13 protein-coding genes are annotated in these 15,131 nt (G+C 59.1%); 10 read left to right on the top strand and 3 right to left on the bottom strand.

Features of this window, described 5'->3' with window-relative positions; translation table 11 throughout:
- Positions 1 to 10: 10 nt before the first annotated feature.
- Genes HKK53_RS03225 through pncA form a run of 4 tightly spaced genes read left to right on the top strand, consistent with a single transcriptional unit; the run spans position 11 to position 2,556 of the window.
- Positions 11 to 541 carry a tetratricopeptide repeat protein gene (locus tag HKK53_RS03225; protein WP_169369407.1) on the top strand — a complete coding sequence of 177 codons (531 nt, stop codon included), beginning with the start codon at positions 11 to 13 and terminating at the stop codon, positions 539 to 541.
- 52 nt (positions 542 to 593) lie between these two features.
- Positions 594 to 1,091 carry an RNA polymerase sigma factor gene (locus HKK53_RS03220; protein ID WP_202027625.1) on the top strand — a complete coding sequence of 166 codons (498 nt, stop codon included), beginning with the start codon at positions 594 to 596 and terminating at the stop codon, positions 1,089 to 1,091.
- Positions 1,088 to 1,864, top strand: coding sequence for an anti-sigma factor family protein (locus HKK53_RS03215; RefSeq protein ID WP_169369405.1), 777 nt, complete (start codon positions 1,088 to 1,090; stop codon positions 1,862 to 1,864). Before HKK53_RS03220 ends, HKK53_RS03215 begins: the two co-directional genes overlap by 4 nt.
- 50 nt (positions 1,865 to 1,914) lie before the next feature.
- Positions 1,915 to 2,556 (top strand): bifunctional nicotinamidase/pyrazinamidase, encoded by a 642-nt coding sequence (pncA, locus tag HKK53_RS03210; protein WP_169369403.1) that lies wholly within the window; start codon positions 1,915 to 1,917, stop codon positions 2,554 to 2,556.
- Positions 2,557 to 2,799: 243 nt separating this feature from the next.
- On the opposite strand, the gene HKK53_RS03205 is transcribed toward pncA, so the two are convergent.
- Complete coding sequence (locus HKK53_RS03205; RefSeq protein WP_169369401.1) at positions 2,800 to 4,101, bottom strand: ATP-binding protein; 1,302 nt, start codon at positions 4,099 to 4,101, stop codon at positions 2,800 to 2,802.
- A gap of 4 nt (positions 4,102 to 4,105) precedes the next feature.
- A complete protein-coding gene (locus HKK53_RS03200; RefSeq protein ID WP_027923024.1) occupies positions 4,106 to 4,807 on the bottom strand; it encodes a response regulator transcription factor in 702 nt (233 codons plus the stop codon).
- A 271-nt stretch (positions 4,808 to 5,078) separates the two neighbouring features.
- Between HKK53_RS03200 and HKK53_RS03195 the strand changes: the two genes are divergently transcribed.
- The 6 genes from HKK53_RS03195 (at position 5,079) to HKK53_RS03170 (ending at position 12,482) form a co-directional block, all read left to right on the top strand.
- Positions 5,079 to 6,236, top strand: a complete 1,158-nt coding sequence (locus tag HKK53_RS03195; protein WP_169369399.1) for an efflux RND transporter periplasmic adaptor subunit — start codon at positions 5,079 to 5,081, stop codon at positions 6,234 to 6,236.
- Positions 6,237 to 6,251: 15 nt separating this feature from the next.
- Complete coding sequence (locus tag HKK53_RS03190) at positions 6,252 to 9,350, top strand: efflux RND transporter permease subunit (protein WP_169369387.1); 3,099 nt, start codon at positions 6,252 to 6,254, stop codon at positions 9,348 to 9,350.
- A 190-nt stretch (positions 9,351 to 9,540) separates the two neighbouring features.
- Entirely contained in the window at positions 9,541 to 10,182 is a 642-nt protein-coding gene (locus HKK53_RS03185) for a DUF1345 domain-containing protein (protein ID WP_169369385.1), read from the top strand.
- Between the two features lie 88 nt (positions 10,183 to 10,270).
- On the top strand, positions 10,271 to 11,113 hold the full coding sequence (locus HKK53_RS03180; RefSeq protein ID WP_169369383.1) for an AraC family transcriptional regulator: 843 nt from the start codon (positions 10,271 to 10,273) through the stop codon (positions 11,111 to 11,113).
- Between the two features lie 53 nt (positions 11,114 to 11,166).
- Positions 11,167 to 11,772 carry a LysE family translocator gene (locus HKK53_RS03175; RefSeq protein WP_169369381.1) on the top strand — a complete coding sequence of 202 codons (606 nt, stop codon included), beginning with the start codon at positions 11,167 to 11,169 and terminating at the stop codon, positions 11,770 to 11,772.
- Between the two features lie 218 nt (positions 11,773 to 11,990).
- Positions 11,991 to 12,482 carry a hypothetical protein gene (locus HKK53_RS03170; protein ID WP_169369379.1) on the top strand — a complete coding sequence of 164 codons (492 nt, stop codon included), beginning with the start codon at positions 11,991 to 11,993 and terminating at the stop codon, positions 12,480 to 12,482.
- A gap of 96 nt (positions 12,483 to 12,578) precedes the next feature.
- Here the strand turns inward: HKK53_RS03170 and HKK53_RS03165 are convergent, their stop codons facing one another.
- The gene (locus HKK53_RS03165; RefSeq protein WP_169369377.1) at positions 12,579 to 15,020 is read right to left on the bottom strand and encodes an autotransporter outer membrane beta-barrel domain-containing protein; all 2,442 of its coding nucleotides are present in this window, start codon (positions 15,018 to 15,020) and stop codon (positions 12,579 to 12,581) included.
- Between the last annotated feature and the right edge of the window lie 111 nt (positions 15,021 to 15,131).

The raw sequence follows: 15,131 nt of genomic DNA, 5'->3' as shown, positions 1-15,131 counted from the left end.
GACTGCCCCAATGACTCTCCGTTTTGCTGTTTTGACCGCCCCGCTGCTACTGGTCGCCGCGCTGTCCAGCGCTCACGCATGGGCCAATGGCGACGACGACGCCCCGGCCAAGCCCAATTGCCCCAAAGGCCAGGTGTTCGACAGCAAGTCGGGCAAATGCGCGCTGCAAACCAGCCGCCTGGTGCCGGACGCCGACCGTACCGATTACGCCTATCGCCTGGCCAAGGACGGGCGCTACGAAGAAGCCCTGGCGGTGCTCGATACCCTCAAAGAGCCCAACACCGCCAAAGCCCTCAACTATCGCGGCTACGCCACGCGTAAACTGGGCCGAACCGATGAAGGCATCGGCTATTACCTGCAATCGGTCAAACTCGACCCGCAGTATGCGCAAGTGCGCGAATACCTCGGCGAGGCTTATGTGATCAAGGGCCGACTGGACCTTGCCCAGGAGCAGTTGCAGCAGATCAAATCGATCTGTGGCAGCACTTGCGAGGAATACCAGGACCTGGCCGAAGCCATCCACGATTCATCGAAAACCTGACACCGAACGGACGGAGGTCGCCATCGCCAGCGATCAAGCAATACGAGCAGAGTTGGGCCAGCATCTGGCGCGGTTATGGCGCTACGGCTTGCTGCTGTCCCGGCAACGGCATGTGGCCGAAGACCTGGTGCAAGCCACGTGCGTGCGGGCGCTGGAACGGGCCGGGCAATTTGTGCCGGGCACGCGCATGGACCGCTGGCTGCTAAGCATCTTGCACTCGATCTGGCTCAATGAAGTGCGCGCCCGGCGTGTGCGCCTGGGCCAGGGGTTGGTGAACGCCGACGAGGCGCTGTCGTTCGACGGCGAACACGCGGCGCAAACCCATGTGCTGGCCGCCCAGGTGATCCGGCGCGTCGATGCCCTGCCCGAAGCCCAGCGCGAAACGGTGTACCTGGCCTATGTCGAAGGCTTGTCCTACCGCGAAGTGGCCGAGGTGCTGCAAGTGCCGATTGGCACGGTCATGAGCCGCCTGGCCACCGCCCGCCTGAAACTGGCGGAGTACCCGCCCTTGCACGCCGTACCGAGCCCCACCACTGGAGAACGTCGATGACCGACCCCCTACGCCCGACGATCCCGACCGATGAACAGTTGGTGGCCTACCTCGACGACCAGCTCGACACCGAACAACGCAGCCACATCGACGCCGCCCTCCACGATGACCCGGCGCTCAGCCTGCGCCTGCAGTGGCTGGCCCGCAGCAACCTGCCGTTCAAGGACGCTTATGAAGAGCTGGGCAAGCAAGCGCCGACGGATCGCCTGCAAGCCATGCTCGACACCCTGCCCAGCCCTGCCCGTCCGGCGCTGAACCGTCGCTGGTTTCTGGCGGCAGCCGCCGGTTTGGTGGTGAGCAGCGTGGTGGCCGATCGATTGTTCCTCGGCTGGCAGTTGAGTCAAAAGAAAAGCAACTGGCGCGGGCTGGTCGCCGATTACATGTCGCTTTACGTGCCGCAAACCCTCGAACACTTGCCTGGCGATGAGGCGACTCAGCGCGCGCAACTGCGCACCATCGACAGCCGTTTGGGCCTGAGCCTCGCGCCGGCAAAACTGGCTTTGCCGCGCCTGGAGCTCAAACGCGCGCAAATCCTCGAGTACGAAGGCGTCCCCATCGCCCAGATCACCTATCTCGACCCCACCCACGGCCCGATGGCGCTGTGTGTCACCCGTTCCAACAAAGGCAGCCGGCCGTTTGCCCATGAACGTCGGCACGACATGAACGTCGTGTTCTGGACCGACACGGAGCACGCCTGGATGCTGATCGGGCACAACCCCGTGGCGGATCTTGAGGACATGGCCAAAGTCTTGAGAAGTCGGCTGAGCGTATAACGCCAATCATCACTATGCTTGGCGCCTGACTTCCAAGGAGGAAACACCCCATGCCGCATCCCTCGCTCTACCCTTCACGTACCGCGTTGCTGGTGATCGATGTTCAGAACGACTTCATCCCCGGCGGCCAACTGGCGGTGCCTGAAGGTGACCTGATCGTGCCGTTGATCAATCAATTGGGCGGCCAATTCAAGCAGGTGATCATTGCCCAGGACTGGCACCCCGCCGGGCATGCCTCGTTTGCGTCCAGCCACCCGGGGCGCCAGCCTTACGAGATGATTCAATTGCCGTACGGCGAGCAGACGTTGTGGCCGGTGCACTGTGTGCGGGATACCCCTGGGTCGGCACTCCACGCAGATTTGGACTTGCCCCACGCACAACTGATCATCCGCAAGGGCTGCAATCCGGATATCGACAGTTATTCGGCGTTTCTGGAGGCCGATCGCACGACCACCACGGGCTTGGCCGGGTACTTGAAGGAACGCGGCATCGACACGGTTTATATGGTCGGGTTGGCGCTGGATTTCTGCGTGATGTATTCCGCGCTGGATGCGCGGGCGGCGGGGTTCAATGCGATTGTGGTGTTGGATGCGTGTCGGGCGATTGATCTGGACGGTTCGCTGGCGGCGGCGATTGAGCGGATGCAGGTGGCTGGGGTCGGGTTGATTCAATCCACCGCGATACTCGACTGACACCGCACGACCGTAGCAGCTGCCAAGGCAAGCGTTCGCTAGTAGCAGCTGCCGAGGCACGAGGCTGCGTTCGGCTGCGAAGCAGTCGTAAAACCTGAGCGCACGGTCTTTCTGAAACACCGCGTCGCCTGATTTCACGACTGCTGCGCAGCCGAACGCAGCCTCGTGCCTCGGCAGCTGCTACGAGCGAACGCGTGCCTCGGCAGCTGCTACGAGCGAACACCGTGTCTGACCATCCGAGCGTCAGGTCGGGGTTGGCAACCACAACCTGAACCGCGCCCCACCCAGCGGCGAAGCCTCGACCGTCAACGTCCCGCCCTGCGCTTCGAGGGCGCGGCGGCTGATGGCCAACCCGAGTCCGAAGCCACCGGTGGCACGATCCCGACTGCGATCCAGCCGATAAAACGGTTCAAAAATCCGCTCCCGCTCATCCTCCGGAATGCCGATCCCATCGTCATCGACCCAGATCTCGCAGCCCTTGGCACACACCTGCACGCCAATCTGAATGCGCTTTTCACAGTAGCGCATCGCATTGCGCAGCAGGTTTTGCAGCGCCCGCGCGGTCAGGCGCGGGTCGAGGGTGAAGCGCTCAAGCTGACCATGCAGCAATACATCAATCACGATATCCGGCGATTCCAACTCTTCGTCGACACTGCCCAGAATGCTGTCGATGAATTCATCGAGCGACACTTCAACCCGCTCCGGCAAGCGCGCCGGATTTTGCAGGCGGCTGTAGGACAGCAACTCCAGCACCAATTCATCCAGTTCACGGATGTGCGCAACCAACCCTTGCAGGCGCTCGCGGCTCGCTGTCGGCATGTCGTCGGACAGGGCCAGGGCCAGGCCGAAATCCAGGCGTGTCAGCGGCGTGCGCAGTTCGTGGGACACCGCGTTGAGCAAATCGCGCTGTTGATTGAGCAGGTTTTCGATATCGCCGGCCATGGTGTCGAACACGTTGGCCAGGCTGCCGATATTGGACGTGTGGGAGATCTTCGTGCGTTCGCTCAAGTGCCCTTTGCCGAAACGCTCCGCCGTGCCTTTCAGGCGTTCCAGGTCGCGCCAGTGCGGGCGCAGCCACAGCAGCAGACATGCGAGCATCATCGCGCCGATCAGCACGTTGATGCTCCAGTACAACAGATTGACGTCCAGCGGGTCCGGCGGCACCACCATTTGCACGACGGTCTGCTCGTTCAGCGGCGCCACCGCCAAGGTGCGCCAGCCCCAGTCGCCGATGCGCACCACGTTCTCGCCACGGTGCAAACGTTCGCGCTCATCCAGGGTGAAATCCTCGTCATCCTTGCCACTCAAGACGATGTCCAGCGGCTGGAACTCCTTGTCCATTTCCGCCGCCAGCGCTGGCCATTGTTCAGTCGGCACAGCGTGGAATTGCTTGACGATCAGGGTCTGCAAGCCACGGGAATAATCGAGGTTGTAGGTGACGAAGCGTTCATGGAACAGCTTGATCACCACGTCCGGTACCAGATAAATCGCGGCGCTGTAGGAAACGATCGTCACCAGGTACAGGCGAAAGAGGATTCTGAACATCGCCTCAGCATTCCCACTCGGAGCGACTGAACAGGTAACCCTTGCCCCACACGGTCTTGATCTTGCGCGCTTCGCCGGCATGGTCGTCGAACTTGCGGCGCAGCTTGGAAATGGCCACGTCCACCGAGCGGTCGGTGCCATTGAATTCGATGCCACGCAGGCGTTGCAGGATCTGATCGCGACTCAGCACTTCGCCGGCATGCCGGGCCAGCACCACCAGCAGGTTGTATTCGCCGCTGGACAACTCCACCAATTGTTCGCGCCAGGTCACGGTGCGCTCGGACAGGTCGATGCACAGGTTGCCCATCAGGATGCGGTCGTTGGCGGTCTGCGGTTCGCCGAGGCTGCTGCGCCGTAGTAAGGTGCGCACCCGGGCCAGCAATACGCGCGGCTCGCAGGGTTTGGTGACATAGTCGTCGGCGCCCATTTCCAGGCCCAGCACCTGATCGTGGCTGTCGTCCCGGGCGGTGAGCATCAGGATCGGCAACGTTGCCGAGTCCGCGCGCAGCAAGCGGCAGACTTGCAGCCCATCGAGGCCCGGCAGCATCAGGTCGAGGATGACCAGGTCCGGCGGATTGACCCGCGCACGTTCGCGCACATGGTCGCCGCGGCTGATCACGCTCACGCTATAGCCGTTGCGTTCCAGGTAGCTGGCGATCAGTTCGGAGAGCGCGGTGTCGTCTTCGACCAGGAGGATGTTGGGCATGGGGTGTTTCCAGAAAAAGTGCTGTGGCGATCTTTCGGGCCTCTTCGCGGGCAAGCCTCGCTCCTACACAGGTATCGCATTCCCCTGTAGGAGCGAGGCTTGCCCGCGAAGGCGCCCGAACGGTCGCTGAGAAATTCAAGGGCCCAAGGATATACGCCCTCACGCACCCGCGAGTAAAACCCTTACACAATTTCACACAGCGCCTACAAAGCTTCACCGCTACTCTCGCCGACTCCCCGTAGGATGCCGGGGTCATTATTGGGGTATTCACATGTCAAAGAACCTGCTTGCCACGCTCAGCCTGATTGCACTGGCGTTGACACTGAGCGCATGTGACAAGTCTTCGACCGCTGAAGAAGCGGCGCCACTGGCCACCGTGCGCATCGAAACCATCGAAGCGCGGCCACTGTCGATCAGCAGCGAACTGAGCGGGCGGATTGCCGCGCCGCGCATTGCCGAAGTCCGCGCCCGGGTCGCCGGCGTGGTGCTGCAACGCACCTTCCGCGAAGGCAGCGACGTGAAACAGGGCGACGTGCTGTTCCGCATCGACCCGGCACCGTTCAAGGCCGATCTGGACAGCGCCGAAGCGGCGTTGCGCAAGGCCGAGGCCAATGCGTTCCAGGCCAAATTGCAGGAGCAGCGCTATTCGCAGTTGATCGAAGGCAATGCCATCAGCGGCCAGGACTACGACAACGCCCGGGCCAATGCCCGGCAGACCGCCGCTGATGTGGCGGCCAACAAGGCAGCCGTCACCCGGGCCAAGCTGAACCTCGGTTACGCCACCGTCACCGCGCCGATTTCCGGGCGTATCGGGCGCGCCCTGGTCACCGAAGGCGCACTGGTCGGACAGAACGAAACCACCCCGCTGGCGTTGATCCAGCAATTGAACCCGATTCACGCCGACCTCACGCAGTCGACCCGGGAACTCAACGACCTGCGTCGGGCATTCCGTTCCGGAAACCTGCAGCAGGTCGGCCAGGATCAGGCCAAGGCCACGCTGATCCAGGATGACGGCAGCCTTTATCCGCTGCCGGGCAAACTGCTGTTCGCCGAAATCAGCGTTGATCCGGGCACTGGCCAGATCATCCTGCGCAGCGAGTTCCCTAACCCGGACCTCGACTTGCTGCCTGGCAGTTTCGTCCGTGTACGGATTGAACAAGCGGTCAATCAGCAAGGCATCAGCGTGCCGCAACGGGCTATCCAGCGTGACAGCGCTGGGGTTGCCCAAGTGATGTTGCTTGATGCCGAGCAGCGGGTCGGCCTGCAACCGGTGCAACTGAGCGCGGTGCAGAACGATCGCTGGATCGTCAGCGGTGGCCTCAAGCCCGGCGACCGCATCGTCACCGAAGGCCTGCAACACGCCAAGCCCGGCGAGAAAGTGCAGATCGACGACACCCCTCTTCCACTTGCCCAGGTTTCTGGTCAGTAAGCAGGACGCTTTTTTATGCCGCAGTTCTTTATCGACCGCCCGGTTTTCGCCTGGGTGGTCGCGTTGTTCATCCTGCTGGCCGGTGCCCTGGCCATTCCGCAGCTGCCGGTGGCGCAGTACCCCGATGTCGCGCCGCCGCAGATCGAAATCTACGCCGTGTACCCGGGCGCCTCGGCGCAGACCATCGATGAGAGCGTGGTCAGCCTGATCGAGGAAGAGCTCAATGGCGCCGATCACCTGCTGTATTTCGAATCCCAAAGCAGCCTCGGCAGCGCCACCATCAAGGCGACGTTCCAACCGGGCACCAACCCCGAGATGGCGCAGGTCGATGTGCAAAACCGCCTCAAAGTCATTGAGTCGCGGCTGCCCCAGGCCGTGAACCAGCAAGGCTTGCAGGTGGAGAAAGTCTCCTCCGGCTTCCTGTTGCTGATCACCCTGACCTCCAGCGACGGCAAGCTCGACGACGTGGCGCTCAGCGATTACCTGGCGCGCAACGTGATGAACGAGATCAAGCGCCTCGACGGTGTCGGCAAGGCCCAGTTGTACGGCGCCGAACGGGCGATGCGGATCTGGATCGACCCGCAGAAGCTGATCGGTTTCAACCTGACCCCGGCTGACGTCAACGCCGCGATCGTCGCGCAGAACGCCCAGGTGTCGGCCGGCAGCATCGGTGACTTGCCGACCCGCAGCACCCAGGAAATCACCGCGACCATCATGGTCAAGGGCCAGTTGTCGACGCCGGAAGAATTTGCCGACATCGTGCTCAAGGCCAGTCCCGACGGCTCCACGGTGCGTATCGGCGATGTGGCGCGGGTCGAGATCGGCAGCCAGGAATACCAGTTCGGCACCCGCCTGAACGGCAAGCCGTCCACCGCCGTCGGCGTGCAGCTGTCACCGGGGGCCAACGCCCTGAACACCGCCACCGCCGTGCGGGCGAAGATGGACGACCTGGCGCGCTACTTCCCGGCCAACGTCGAATACAAGATCCCGTACGACACCTCGCCCTTCGTCAAAGTCTCGATCACCAAAGTGGTCTACACCTTGGGCGAGGCGATGTTGCTGGTGTTCGCGGTGATGTTCCTGTTCCTGCAAAACATTCGCTACACGCTGATCCCGACGCTGGTGGTGCCGGTGGCGTTAATGGGCACCTTTGCCACCATGCTCGCGCTGGGTTTCTCGATTAACGTGCTGACCATGTTCGGCATGGTCCTGGCCATCGGCATTCTGGTGGACGACGCCATCGTGGTGGTGGAGAACGTCGAGCGGATCATGGTCACCGAGGGTCTGTCGCCCAAGGAAGCGACGCGCAAGGCGATGAAGCAGATCACCGGTGCGATCATCGGCATCACCCTGGTGCTGGTGGCGGTGTTTATTCCGATGGCGTTCATGCAGGGTTCGGTGGGGGTGATTTACCAGCAGTTCTCGCTATCGATGGCCACCTCGATTCTGTTCTCGGCCTTCCTCGCCCTGACCTTGACCCCGGCGCTGTGCGCAACGCTGCTCAAGCCGATTGCCAAGGGTGAGCATCACGAAAAGGGTGGTTTCTTCGGCTGGTTCAACCGTCGCTTCGAACAGCTGACCGTGCGTTATCAGGGCTGGGTCGCCTATGCGCTGAAACGCACCGGGCGTTACCTGCTGATCTACGGCGTGCTGCTGATCGGTTTGGGCCTGTGCTTCAGTCGCCTGCCCTCCTCGTTCCTGCCGGTGGAAGACCAGGGTTACACCATCACCGACATCCAACTGCCACCGGGCGCAAGCAAGAACCGCACGGTGCAGGTGGTAGAGCAAATCGAAAAACATAACGCCTCGGAACCCGGCGTAGGCGACAGCACGGTGATTCTCGGCTTCAGCTTCTCTGGCAGTGGGCAGAACGCGGCGTTGGCCTTTACCACGTTGAAGGATTGGTCCGAGCGCAGCAGCGATGACTCGGCCAGCTCGATTGCTGACCGCGCCAACATCGCCCTCAGCCAGATCAAGAACGCCGTGGTGTTTGCCGTATTGCCGCCACCGGTGGACGGTCTCGGCACTTCCAGTGGTTTCGAGTTCCGCCTGCAGGATCGCGGCGGCCTCGGCCATGCCACGCTGATGGAGGCACGCACGCAGTTACTGGCGGCGGCGGAGAAAAGTCCGATCCTGATGAATGTGCGCGAAAGCGCCCTGGCCGAAGCCCCGCAAGTGCAACTGGAAGTGGACCGTAAACAAGCCAACGCGCTGGGGGTTTCGTTTGCCGATGTCGGCAGCGTGCTGTCCACCGCCGTGGGTTCGGCCTACATCAATGACTTCCCGAACCAAGGGCGGATGCAGCGCGTCGTCGTCCAAGCCGAAGGTGATCGGCGCAGTCAGGTCGAAGACCTGCTGAAAATTCACGTGCGCAACAACGCCGGAAAAATGGTGCCATTGTCCGCTTTCGTCCAGGCCAAATGGACCCAGGGCCCGACGCAATTGACCCGCTACAACGGCTATCCGGCGATCAGTATTTCCGGCGAACCGTCGCCCGGTCACAGCACCGGCGAAGCCATGGCGGAAATCGAACGGCTGGTGGCGCAAGGCCCGGCGGGATTGGGCCAGGAATGGACCGGTCTGTCGTTGCAGGAACGTTTGTCCGGCAGTCAGGCACCGATTCTGCTCGGGTTGTCGCTGCTGATCGTGTTCCTGTGCCTGGCGGCGTTGTATGAGAGCTGGTCAATCCCGACCTCAGTGCTGCTGGTGGTGCCGCTCGGCGTACTCGGCGCGGTACTGGCGGTGACCTTGCGCGGGATGCCCAACGACGTGTTCTTCAAGGTCGGGCTGATCACCATCATCGGCCTGTCGGCGAAAAACGCGATCCTGATCATCGAATTCGCCAAGAGCCTGTACGACGAAGGCCACGACCTGATCGACGCCACCCTGCAAGCCGCGCGGTTGCGCTTGCGACCGATTGTCATGACCTCGCTGGCATTCATCCTCGGCGTGGTGCCGCTGGCGATTGCCACCGGGGCCAGCTCGGCGAGCCAGCAAGCCATTGGCACCGGGGTGATCGGCGGGATGATCACGGCAACCCTGGCAGTGCTGTTTGTGCCGGTGTTTTTTGTGGTGGTGATGAAGTTGGTGGGTAAGCGCCACAAGGATATCTGACCCAACTCGAATCAACTGTGGGAGCAGGCTTGCTCGCGAAGGGGCCGTGTCAGTCAGCATTAATGTTGTCTGACACACCGCTTTCGCGAGCAAGCCCGCTCCCACAGGGGAATGGCGTCGTTATCAGGTATGTGGTCACAACACACCCCGCTGGGCTAAGGTAATCAAAACCCTGACCCAACGAGCCTCCATGCCCCTCCTCGCCCGCACCCACCCTCGCCTGTCCGCCGCTGCCACGCTCGGCATCGCGGTGGGTATTCTGGCCCCCGCCGACTCAGTCATCAGTAAAATCCTCATCGGCTGGAACGCTGGCGTCTGGACTTATCTGGTGTTGATGGTCTGGCTCGCGACACGCGCCAAGGCACCGGACGTCAAACGCCTTGCCGAGATCGAAGACGAAAACGCCGGGCTGGTGCTGTTCGTCGTTTGCATCGCCGCGATTGCCAGCCTGGCGACCATCACCTTCGAACTGGCCGGCAGCAAAGACCTGGAAACCTCCCGCAAGTTGCTGCACTACGCCTTCACCGCGGCGACGGTGATTGGTTCATGGCTGCTGATCGGGGTGATTTTCAGCGTTCACTATGCTCGCCTGTTCTACACCTGGGACGGCAAGGAGCCGGCGCTGCGTTTTGCCGAAGGCCTGACCACTCCCAACTACTGGGACTTCCTCTACTTCTCCTTCACCATCGGCGTCGCGGTGCAGACGGCGGACGTTGGCGTGGCGACAAGGGGTATTCGCAAGATTGTGTTGGCTCAATCGCTGATCGGGTTTGTGTTCAACACGGCGATTCTCGGGTTCTCGATCAACATCGCGGCGGGACTCTTCAGCTAATGTGGGATCAATGAGCTGCACAAACGTTCTAGTCATCGCCCGTACTGCAGACGTTAAATAAGTCGGCAAACCGACTGACAGGTGCCGTATGCCCCCTCATAACTGGATCGACCTGACCCAGGACGCCGACACCGGAATCGAAACCCTGCGGGCGCATTTTAACGAGGGCCACGCCTACGACCCGCACTGGCATGACAGCTATCTGGTAGGCGTTACCGAGCAAGGCGTGCAGCAATTCAACTGCCGCCGCGCCATGCATCAAAGCACACCCGGCAAGGTGTTTCTGCTGGAGCCGGGCGACATCCACGATGGCGATGCGCCGACCGAGAGCGGCTTCACCTACCGCATGCTGTACCTCGACCCGCACTGGCTGGAACGCGAACTGAACGCCGTGTTCGAAGACGCACCGCTCAACAGCCAATTGAGTTTCGCCAACACCCTGACCACCGACCCGCAACTGGCCCAGGCCACCAGCCTGGCGTTCCAGACCTTGCACGGTGGCGAGTTGAAGATCGTGCGCCAGACCGCCCTCGACGGTTTGCTCGAACGTCTCACCAGCCACTTGCACTGGCGCACCCGCTACCGCGAAGACCCGCGCCTGCCGCTGGTGGCGCAAAAAGCCCGGGAATACCTGCACGCCAACGCTCATCTGGACATCGGCCTCGATCAATTGGCCGCTGCTACCGGTGTTGACCGCTTTCGCCTGACCCGCGCATTCAAGGCTGCCTACGGACTGGCGCCCCATGCGTATCTGGTGCAACTGCGCCTGTCCAAGGCCCGACGAATGCTTGCTGGCGGTGTGCAACCGGCGGCGGTGGCCGTGGAGTTGGGTTTTGCTGATCAAAGCCATTTAGGTCGCTGGTTTGTTAGGGCCTATGGGCTGACCCCTGCGATGTACCGCAAGCGCTGCTCAAATCTTCCAGACGCGTGACCTGTGGCTTGTGAATATCGACCCCATCGATCATTCACAGGAGCTCAAAGATCATGTTGTCCACTTTCCCTACCCTGCTGCCGTTTTTGTTGTTTGCGTTCGTGGCGTCGATCACGCCGGGGCCGACCAATATTCTGGTGCTGAGTAACAGTGCCCGTTATGGATTCAAGGCTGCGTTGCCGATTGTTTTCGGGGCGTGTGCCAGCGCAGCATTAATTGTGTTGCTGGTGGGCAGTGGTTTTGGTCACGCTCTGAGCCACCACCCAAGCCTGCAACGTGCGATGCAATGGGCGGGTGTGCTTTGGCTGAGTTATCTGGCATGGGCATTGTTCAAAGCGCCGATGGACATTATTGATCCACGGCAGCCTCGTCGACGGCTGGGAATTTGGGGGGCCGCAGCTTTGCAGTGGGTCAATCCAAAGACCTGGGTGATGGCGGTGACGGTGGTCAGCGTGTTTGCGGGAGATGAATGTGATCGCCAAAAACAGATATTGCTTTTGGCCGGGATTTTTTTCTGTATTTCATTGCCTTGCCTGACAACTTGGGCACTCATGGGAGTCAGTGCCCAAGGGTTTTTCGGGTCGTTAAAAAACCAGCGCAGATTTAACCGGTTCATGGCGCTGCTTTTATTATTTTCCTCTTGGTTAATTTTTTATTAACAACCCAGGCACACAACTTCAGTTAAAGATATTCAGTTTAGGAATATGCGTGACGCATGCAATAAACAAAAAATCACAGAGGGCACATAAAGCACAACTTGTAAACTGTCAACTATGCCAGTTTACAAGCCATTGCCGTTTCGGCTTTGATAGTACTTCCAGAATTAGGACTTAACAGTCTTTGGATATTTTTTATCACTAAGCCCGGAGATAAGCTCATGAGCCAAGCAGCGCGAAATGCTTACGTGGCAACCTACCAAGCCCCTGCGCAAACGTATTTTTATGCAGCCGTTAATAAAGGTAGCGGTCCACTTCCCTCATTACCTGTACCTTTTGACTTCAATGCCACGGCGAAAGTGGCATTGGAATACGTGGATTATCCATCCCGAAAAGTGTTGCGTTTGAGAGCCACTCACACCGAGCAAGGGCAGAGCAAGTTTTTCGAAATGATTTTTTCCACAAGACCAACTCCCGGCATACATGACCTTGAAGCGGAGAATGATGATCTCGCAATCACGTATTACTCGGATCCTGTTAATGGTGTTTCGCATCGTGCAACCAGTGGCTACCTCGTTATTAAACAATTTGATGATGAAAGCATCGAAGGAAGTTTTGATGGGGTATTTGGTTCTGGCGGTGCAGATGGAAATGCATTTTTTCCGATCGACGGCAGGTTCTTTGGCGAAAGCGATAGTTCTACGCGAGGTTAATGTCGATATTCGATAAGCAGTAGATATAAAAAAGGAAGCTGAACGCTTCCTTTTTTATGACGACCATCTGAATGAAAACAGCCTTCAAATCATGATTTAGAAACTGTAACTGACCCCCATACTTCCTCCCAGGTTCTGCGTGACTGTACTGCTACGACTAGTACCCAACTCACCATAAACCTGCCATTTTTTGTTGACGGGCGCCCAGTTCAGTCCACCGGTCAACTCCAGGCTGGTATTGGACAGGTCATTGTTGAAATCAGTGTCGTTTACGCTGACACGATTATTGTTAACAAACTCGTGACTGATCGCAGCGCGGAGCCTCGGCTGAAGCTTGCTGCCATTGTCCAGAACAATCTCACGCCCCACAGTCATGCCGACCTTACCGAGCAGGGAACGTGTCTCGTCGTTATCCACGCGAAGACCGTTATCCAGCGTGTAATCTTTTCCTGCGACAACCGCTGCATTGAGTTGCGCCGATGGCTCAATGAAGAACCCCTTGTCCAGCATAATGTGTTTACCCACTTCAACAGAGCCGCTGACTCCCATGTTGCTGAAGTCGCCCTTGGTTTGAGTACCATCGCTTAGCGAGACTTTGGCGGTGTTATTGAAGCGGTTGATTTTGGCAACGGTATCCACGTAGTAACCCGTAGCTTCGTCATACCAAGTCAGGTAGCTGCCGAGATACACGCTATCGATCGAACCCGAACTACCGCGTTTCAAATTCAGGTTGGTCGTGCTGTAGCCAGCGAAGGCGCCGATCAACCATTGACCATCCCCGATTGCCAGGGGACCATCAACGCCCGCCGAGACCCCAGTCTGATTTTGCGTGTAACCACCACCATACGCGTCCTTAACGTTGTACTGATTACCGTAGGTACGCATCCACACGCCATACTTTGAGGTATTGGCATCCGTATCCAATGCGTTGACAGACTGCTTCGTGGGTTGAGTGCCGGTCATGCGGCGATCCCCGAGACGAGTATTGAGCATCGACATATCACCATAGATCGCAGTAATAGCCGTGGCCGAAATGGCCTGTGCCGTTTGGGTACCACTGCTGGGGGTATCCTTGTCGGGTTGCAAGTAAAGACCTTCGCCATCTTTCACCAGCTTGTAGGTAAATGCTCCAGCATCAACACGGTCATTTTGCAGAGCGAAGGCGGCATCCCCTGAGGCGATGTTGCCGATCTGAACCGGAGTGCCGCTGACCGGCTCGCTACCGGTGGCAGCCACCAGTAACTGATGGTTGCCAGTAGCCGACCCGGTCACATTCAAAAAGTCGGTCTGACCGGTGGCCAGGTTGGTGCCCATCTGAAACTGCCCATTGCCGGACAAGTTGACGACATCCAGTCGAGTGAACGCTTCGTTCGTCCCCAAACGAACACTGCCGCCGTTCATGTTCAGTGTGGTCAGCGCATTGTTGCCAACCATGTTCCACTCGGCACCACGGCTGACAGACATGTCACTGACGCCGCTAACAGCGCCCTGAAATACCGAATTGTTGTCCAGCGTAACCACCCCGGCACCTGTGCCTTGCACATTGCCGATCAACGTACTTTGTGTATCGACCGTCACCGAATCAACGCGAGTGAGATTGCCCGTCAAACTGGCGGAATTTTGCAGTTGCACACCGGCTGAACCACCGGAAGCGACATCGACATTACCCACCAGTTTGCTGTTGTTAACGCGTAATTGGGCCGCACTTCCCTCAGTAACCTCAAGCAGGTTGCCATTGCCTCCGGTCAGGGATGAGCCGTTGAGCACATCGATCAGTACCGGCTGACCTGCCGGTGTCACGACGTTGACACTGATTGCCGCGCCAGTTCCGCTCTGGACGCTAGAGTTGTCCAGCGTCAGATGGCTTGCGGGGGTAATCGTCGAAGGATCTGCGAAAGTATCTGCTTCGAAGCTCACACCATTGAACCCGCCGAAGATTTGACTGCCGGCACTGGCATTGGCGTGACCGCCATGCAAGCTCAAACCAACTGCATTTGCGCTGGTGCCTTCAACCCGAGTATTGATCAGGTTCAGCGTACTGAGAGAAGTGACTGCGGCGCCACCAAGATTCCCGAGCAAAGTACTATTAGTGAGGGTTGCCGAGGACCCCACCGGCGCGAGTAGATCGCGTACGAGTTTCAGCGCAATCTCCTGACTGATCAACGTACTGCCCATCACTGTGCCAGTACTGTCTGTCAAGACTAAAGCAGCATCAAACACCGTACTGGTAACCGTAGAGTTGACTAAATTTATATTAGCTGCCGTCGATCCGTTGATGCCTGATGTAGTTGCATTATTGGTATTCAGTGTGCCCGCAGCGACATCGATATCCAGTGCGCCGGTGCCGTTTATATTGAGTGTCGCGCCTGTTGGAACAGCCCATGACTCCGGGGTAGAACCTACCGCAACAGTGGCACTCTCTCCTGGAAGCAGTGCTCTTGAATAGGCTGGTGCAGCCGCCATCATCAATATAAACAAACATGAAACCACACCGACAGGCCGGTTTAATTTCAGATAATGCAGCTTTTCATATTTCATGGTCAGCGACTCACATATATCCCCGGTCAAGGAGAGAGATAATAATCGACCGTTTCCCCATTGATACAGGGTCAACTACGGCAACGGAGATTACCGATATCTCAGTGACAA

Source organism: Pseudomonas sp. ADAK7, assembly GCF_012935675.1.
In the GTDB taxonomy this organism is placed as follows: Bacteria; Pseudomonadota; Gammaproteobacteria; order Pseudomonadales; family Pseudomonadaceae; genus Aquipseudomonas.
The sequence above is the reverse complement of the archived record's forward strand: the minus strand, read 5'-3'. Positions and strand labels throughout refer to the sequence as shown.

What these genes read in the sequence shown, in the direction of transcription:
- HKK53_RS03225 (WP_169369407.1), top strand. Translation starts at nt 11, where the DNA reads ATGACTCTCCGTTTTGCTGTTTTGACCGCCCCGCTGCTACTGGTCGCC.
- HKK53_RS03215 (WP_169369405.1), top strand. Translation starts at nt 1,088, where the DNA reads ATGACCGACCCCCTACGCCCGACGATCCCGACCGATGAACAGTTGGTG.
- pncA (WP_169369403.1), top strand. Translation starts at nt 1,915, where the DNA reads ATGCCGCATCCCTCGCTCTACCCTTCACGTACCGCGTTGCTGGTGATC.
- HKK53_RS03205 (WP_169369401.1), bottom strand. Translation starts at nt 4,101, where the DNA reads ATGTTCAGAATCCTCTTTCGCCTGTACCTGGTGACGATCGTTTCCTAC.
- HKK53_RS03200 (WP_027923024.1), bottom strand. Translation starts at nt 4,807, where the DNA reads ATGCCCAACATCCTCCTGGTCGAAGACGACACCGCGCTCTCCGAACTG.
- HKK53_RS03195 (WP_169369399.1), top strand. Translation starts at nt 5,079, where the DNA reads ATGTCAAAGAACCTGCTTGCCACGCTCAGCCTGATTGCACTGGCGTTG.
- HKK53_RS03190 (WP_169369387.1), top strand. Translation starts at nt 6,252, where the DNA reads ATGCCGCAGTTCTTTATCGACCGCCCGGTTTTCGCCTGGGTGGTCGCG.
- HKK53_RS03185 (WP_169369385.1), top strand. Translation starts at nt 9,541, where the DNA reads ATGCCCCTCCTCGCCCGCACCCACCCTCGCCTGTCCGCCGCTGCCACG.
- HKK53_RS03180 (WP_169369383.1), top strand. Translation starts at nt 10,271, where the DNA reads ATGCCCCCTCATAACTGGATCGACCTGACCCAGGACGCCGACACCGGA.
- HKK53_RS03175 (WP_169369381.1), top strand. Translation starts at nt 11,167, where the DNA reads ATGTTGTCCACTTTCCCTACCCTGCTGCCGTTTTTGTTGTTTGCGTTC.
- HKK53_RS03170 (WP_169369379.1), top strand. Translation starts at nt 11,991, where the DNA reads ATGAGCCAAGCAGCGCGAAATGCTTACGTGGCAACCTACCAAGCCCCT.
- HKK53_RS03165 (WP_169369377.1), bottom strand. Translation starts at nt 15,020, where the DNA reads ATGAAATATGAAAAGCTGCATTATCTGAAATTAAACCGGCCTGTCGGT.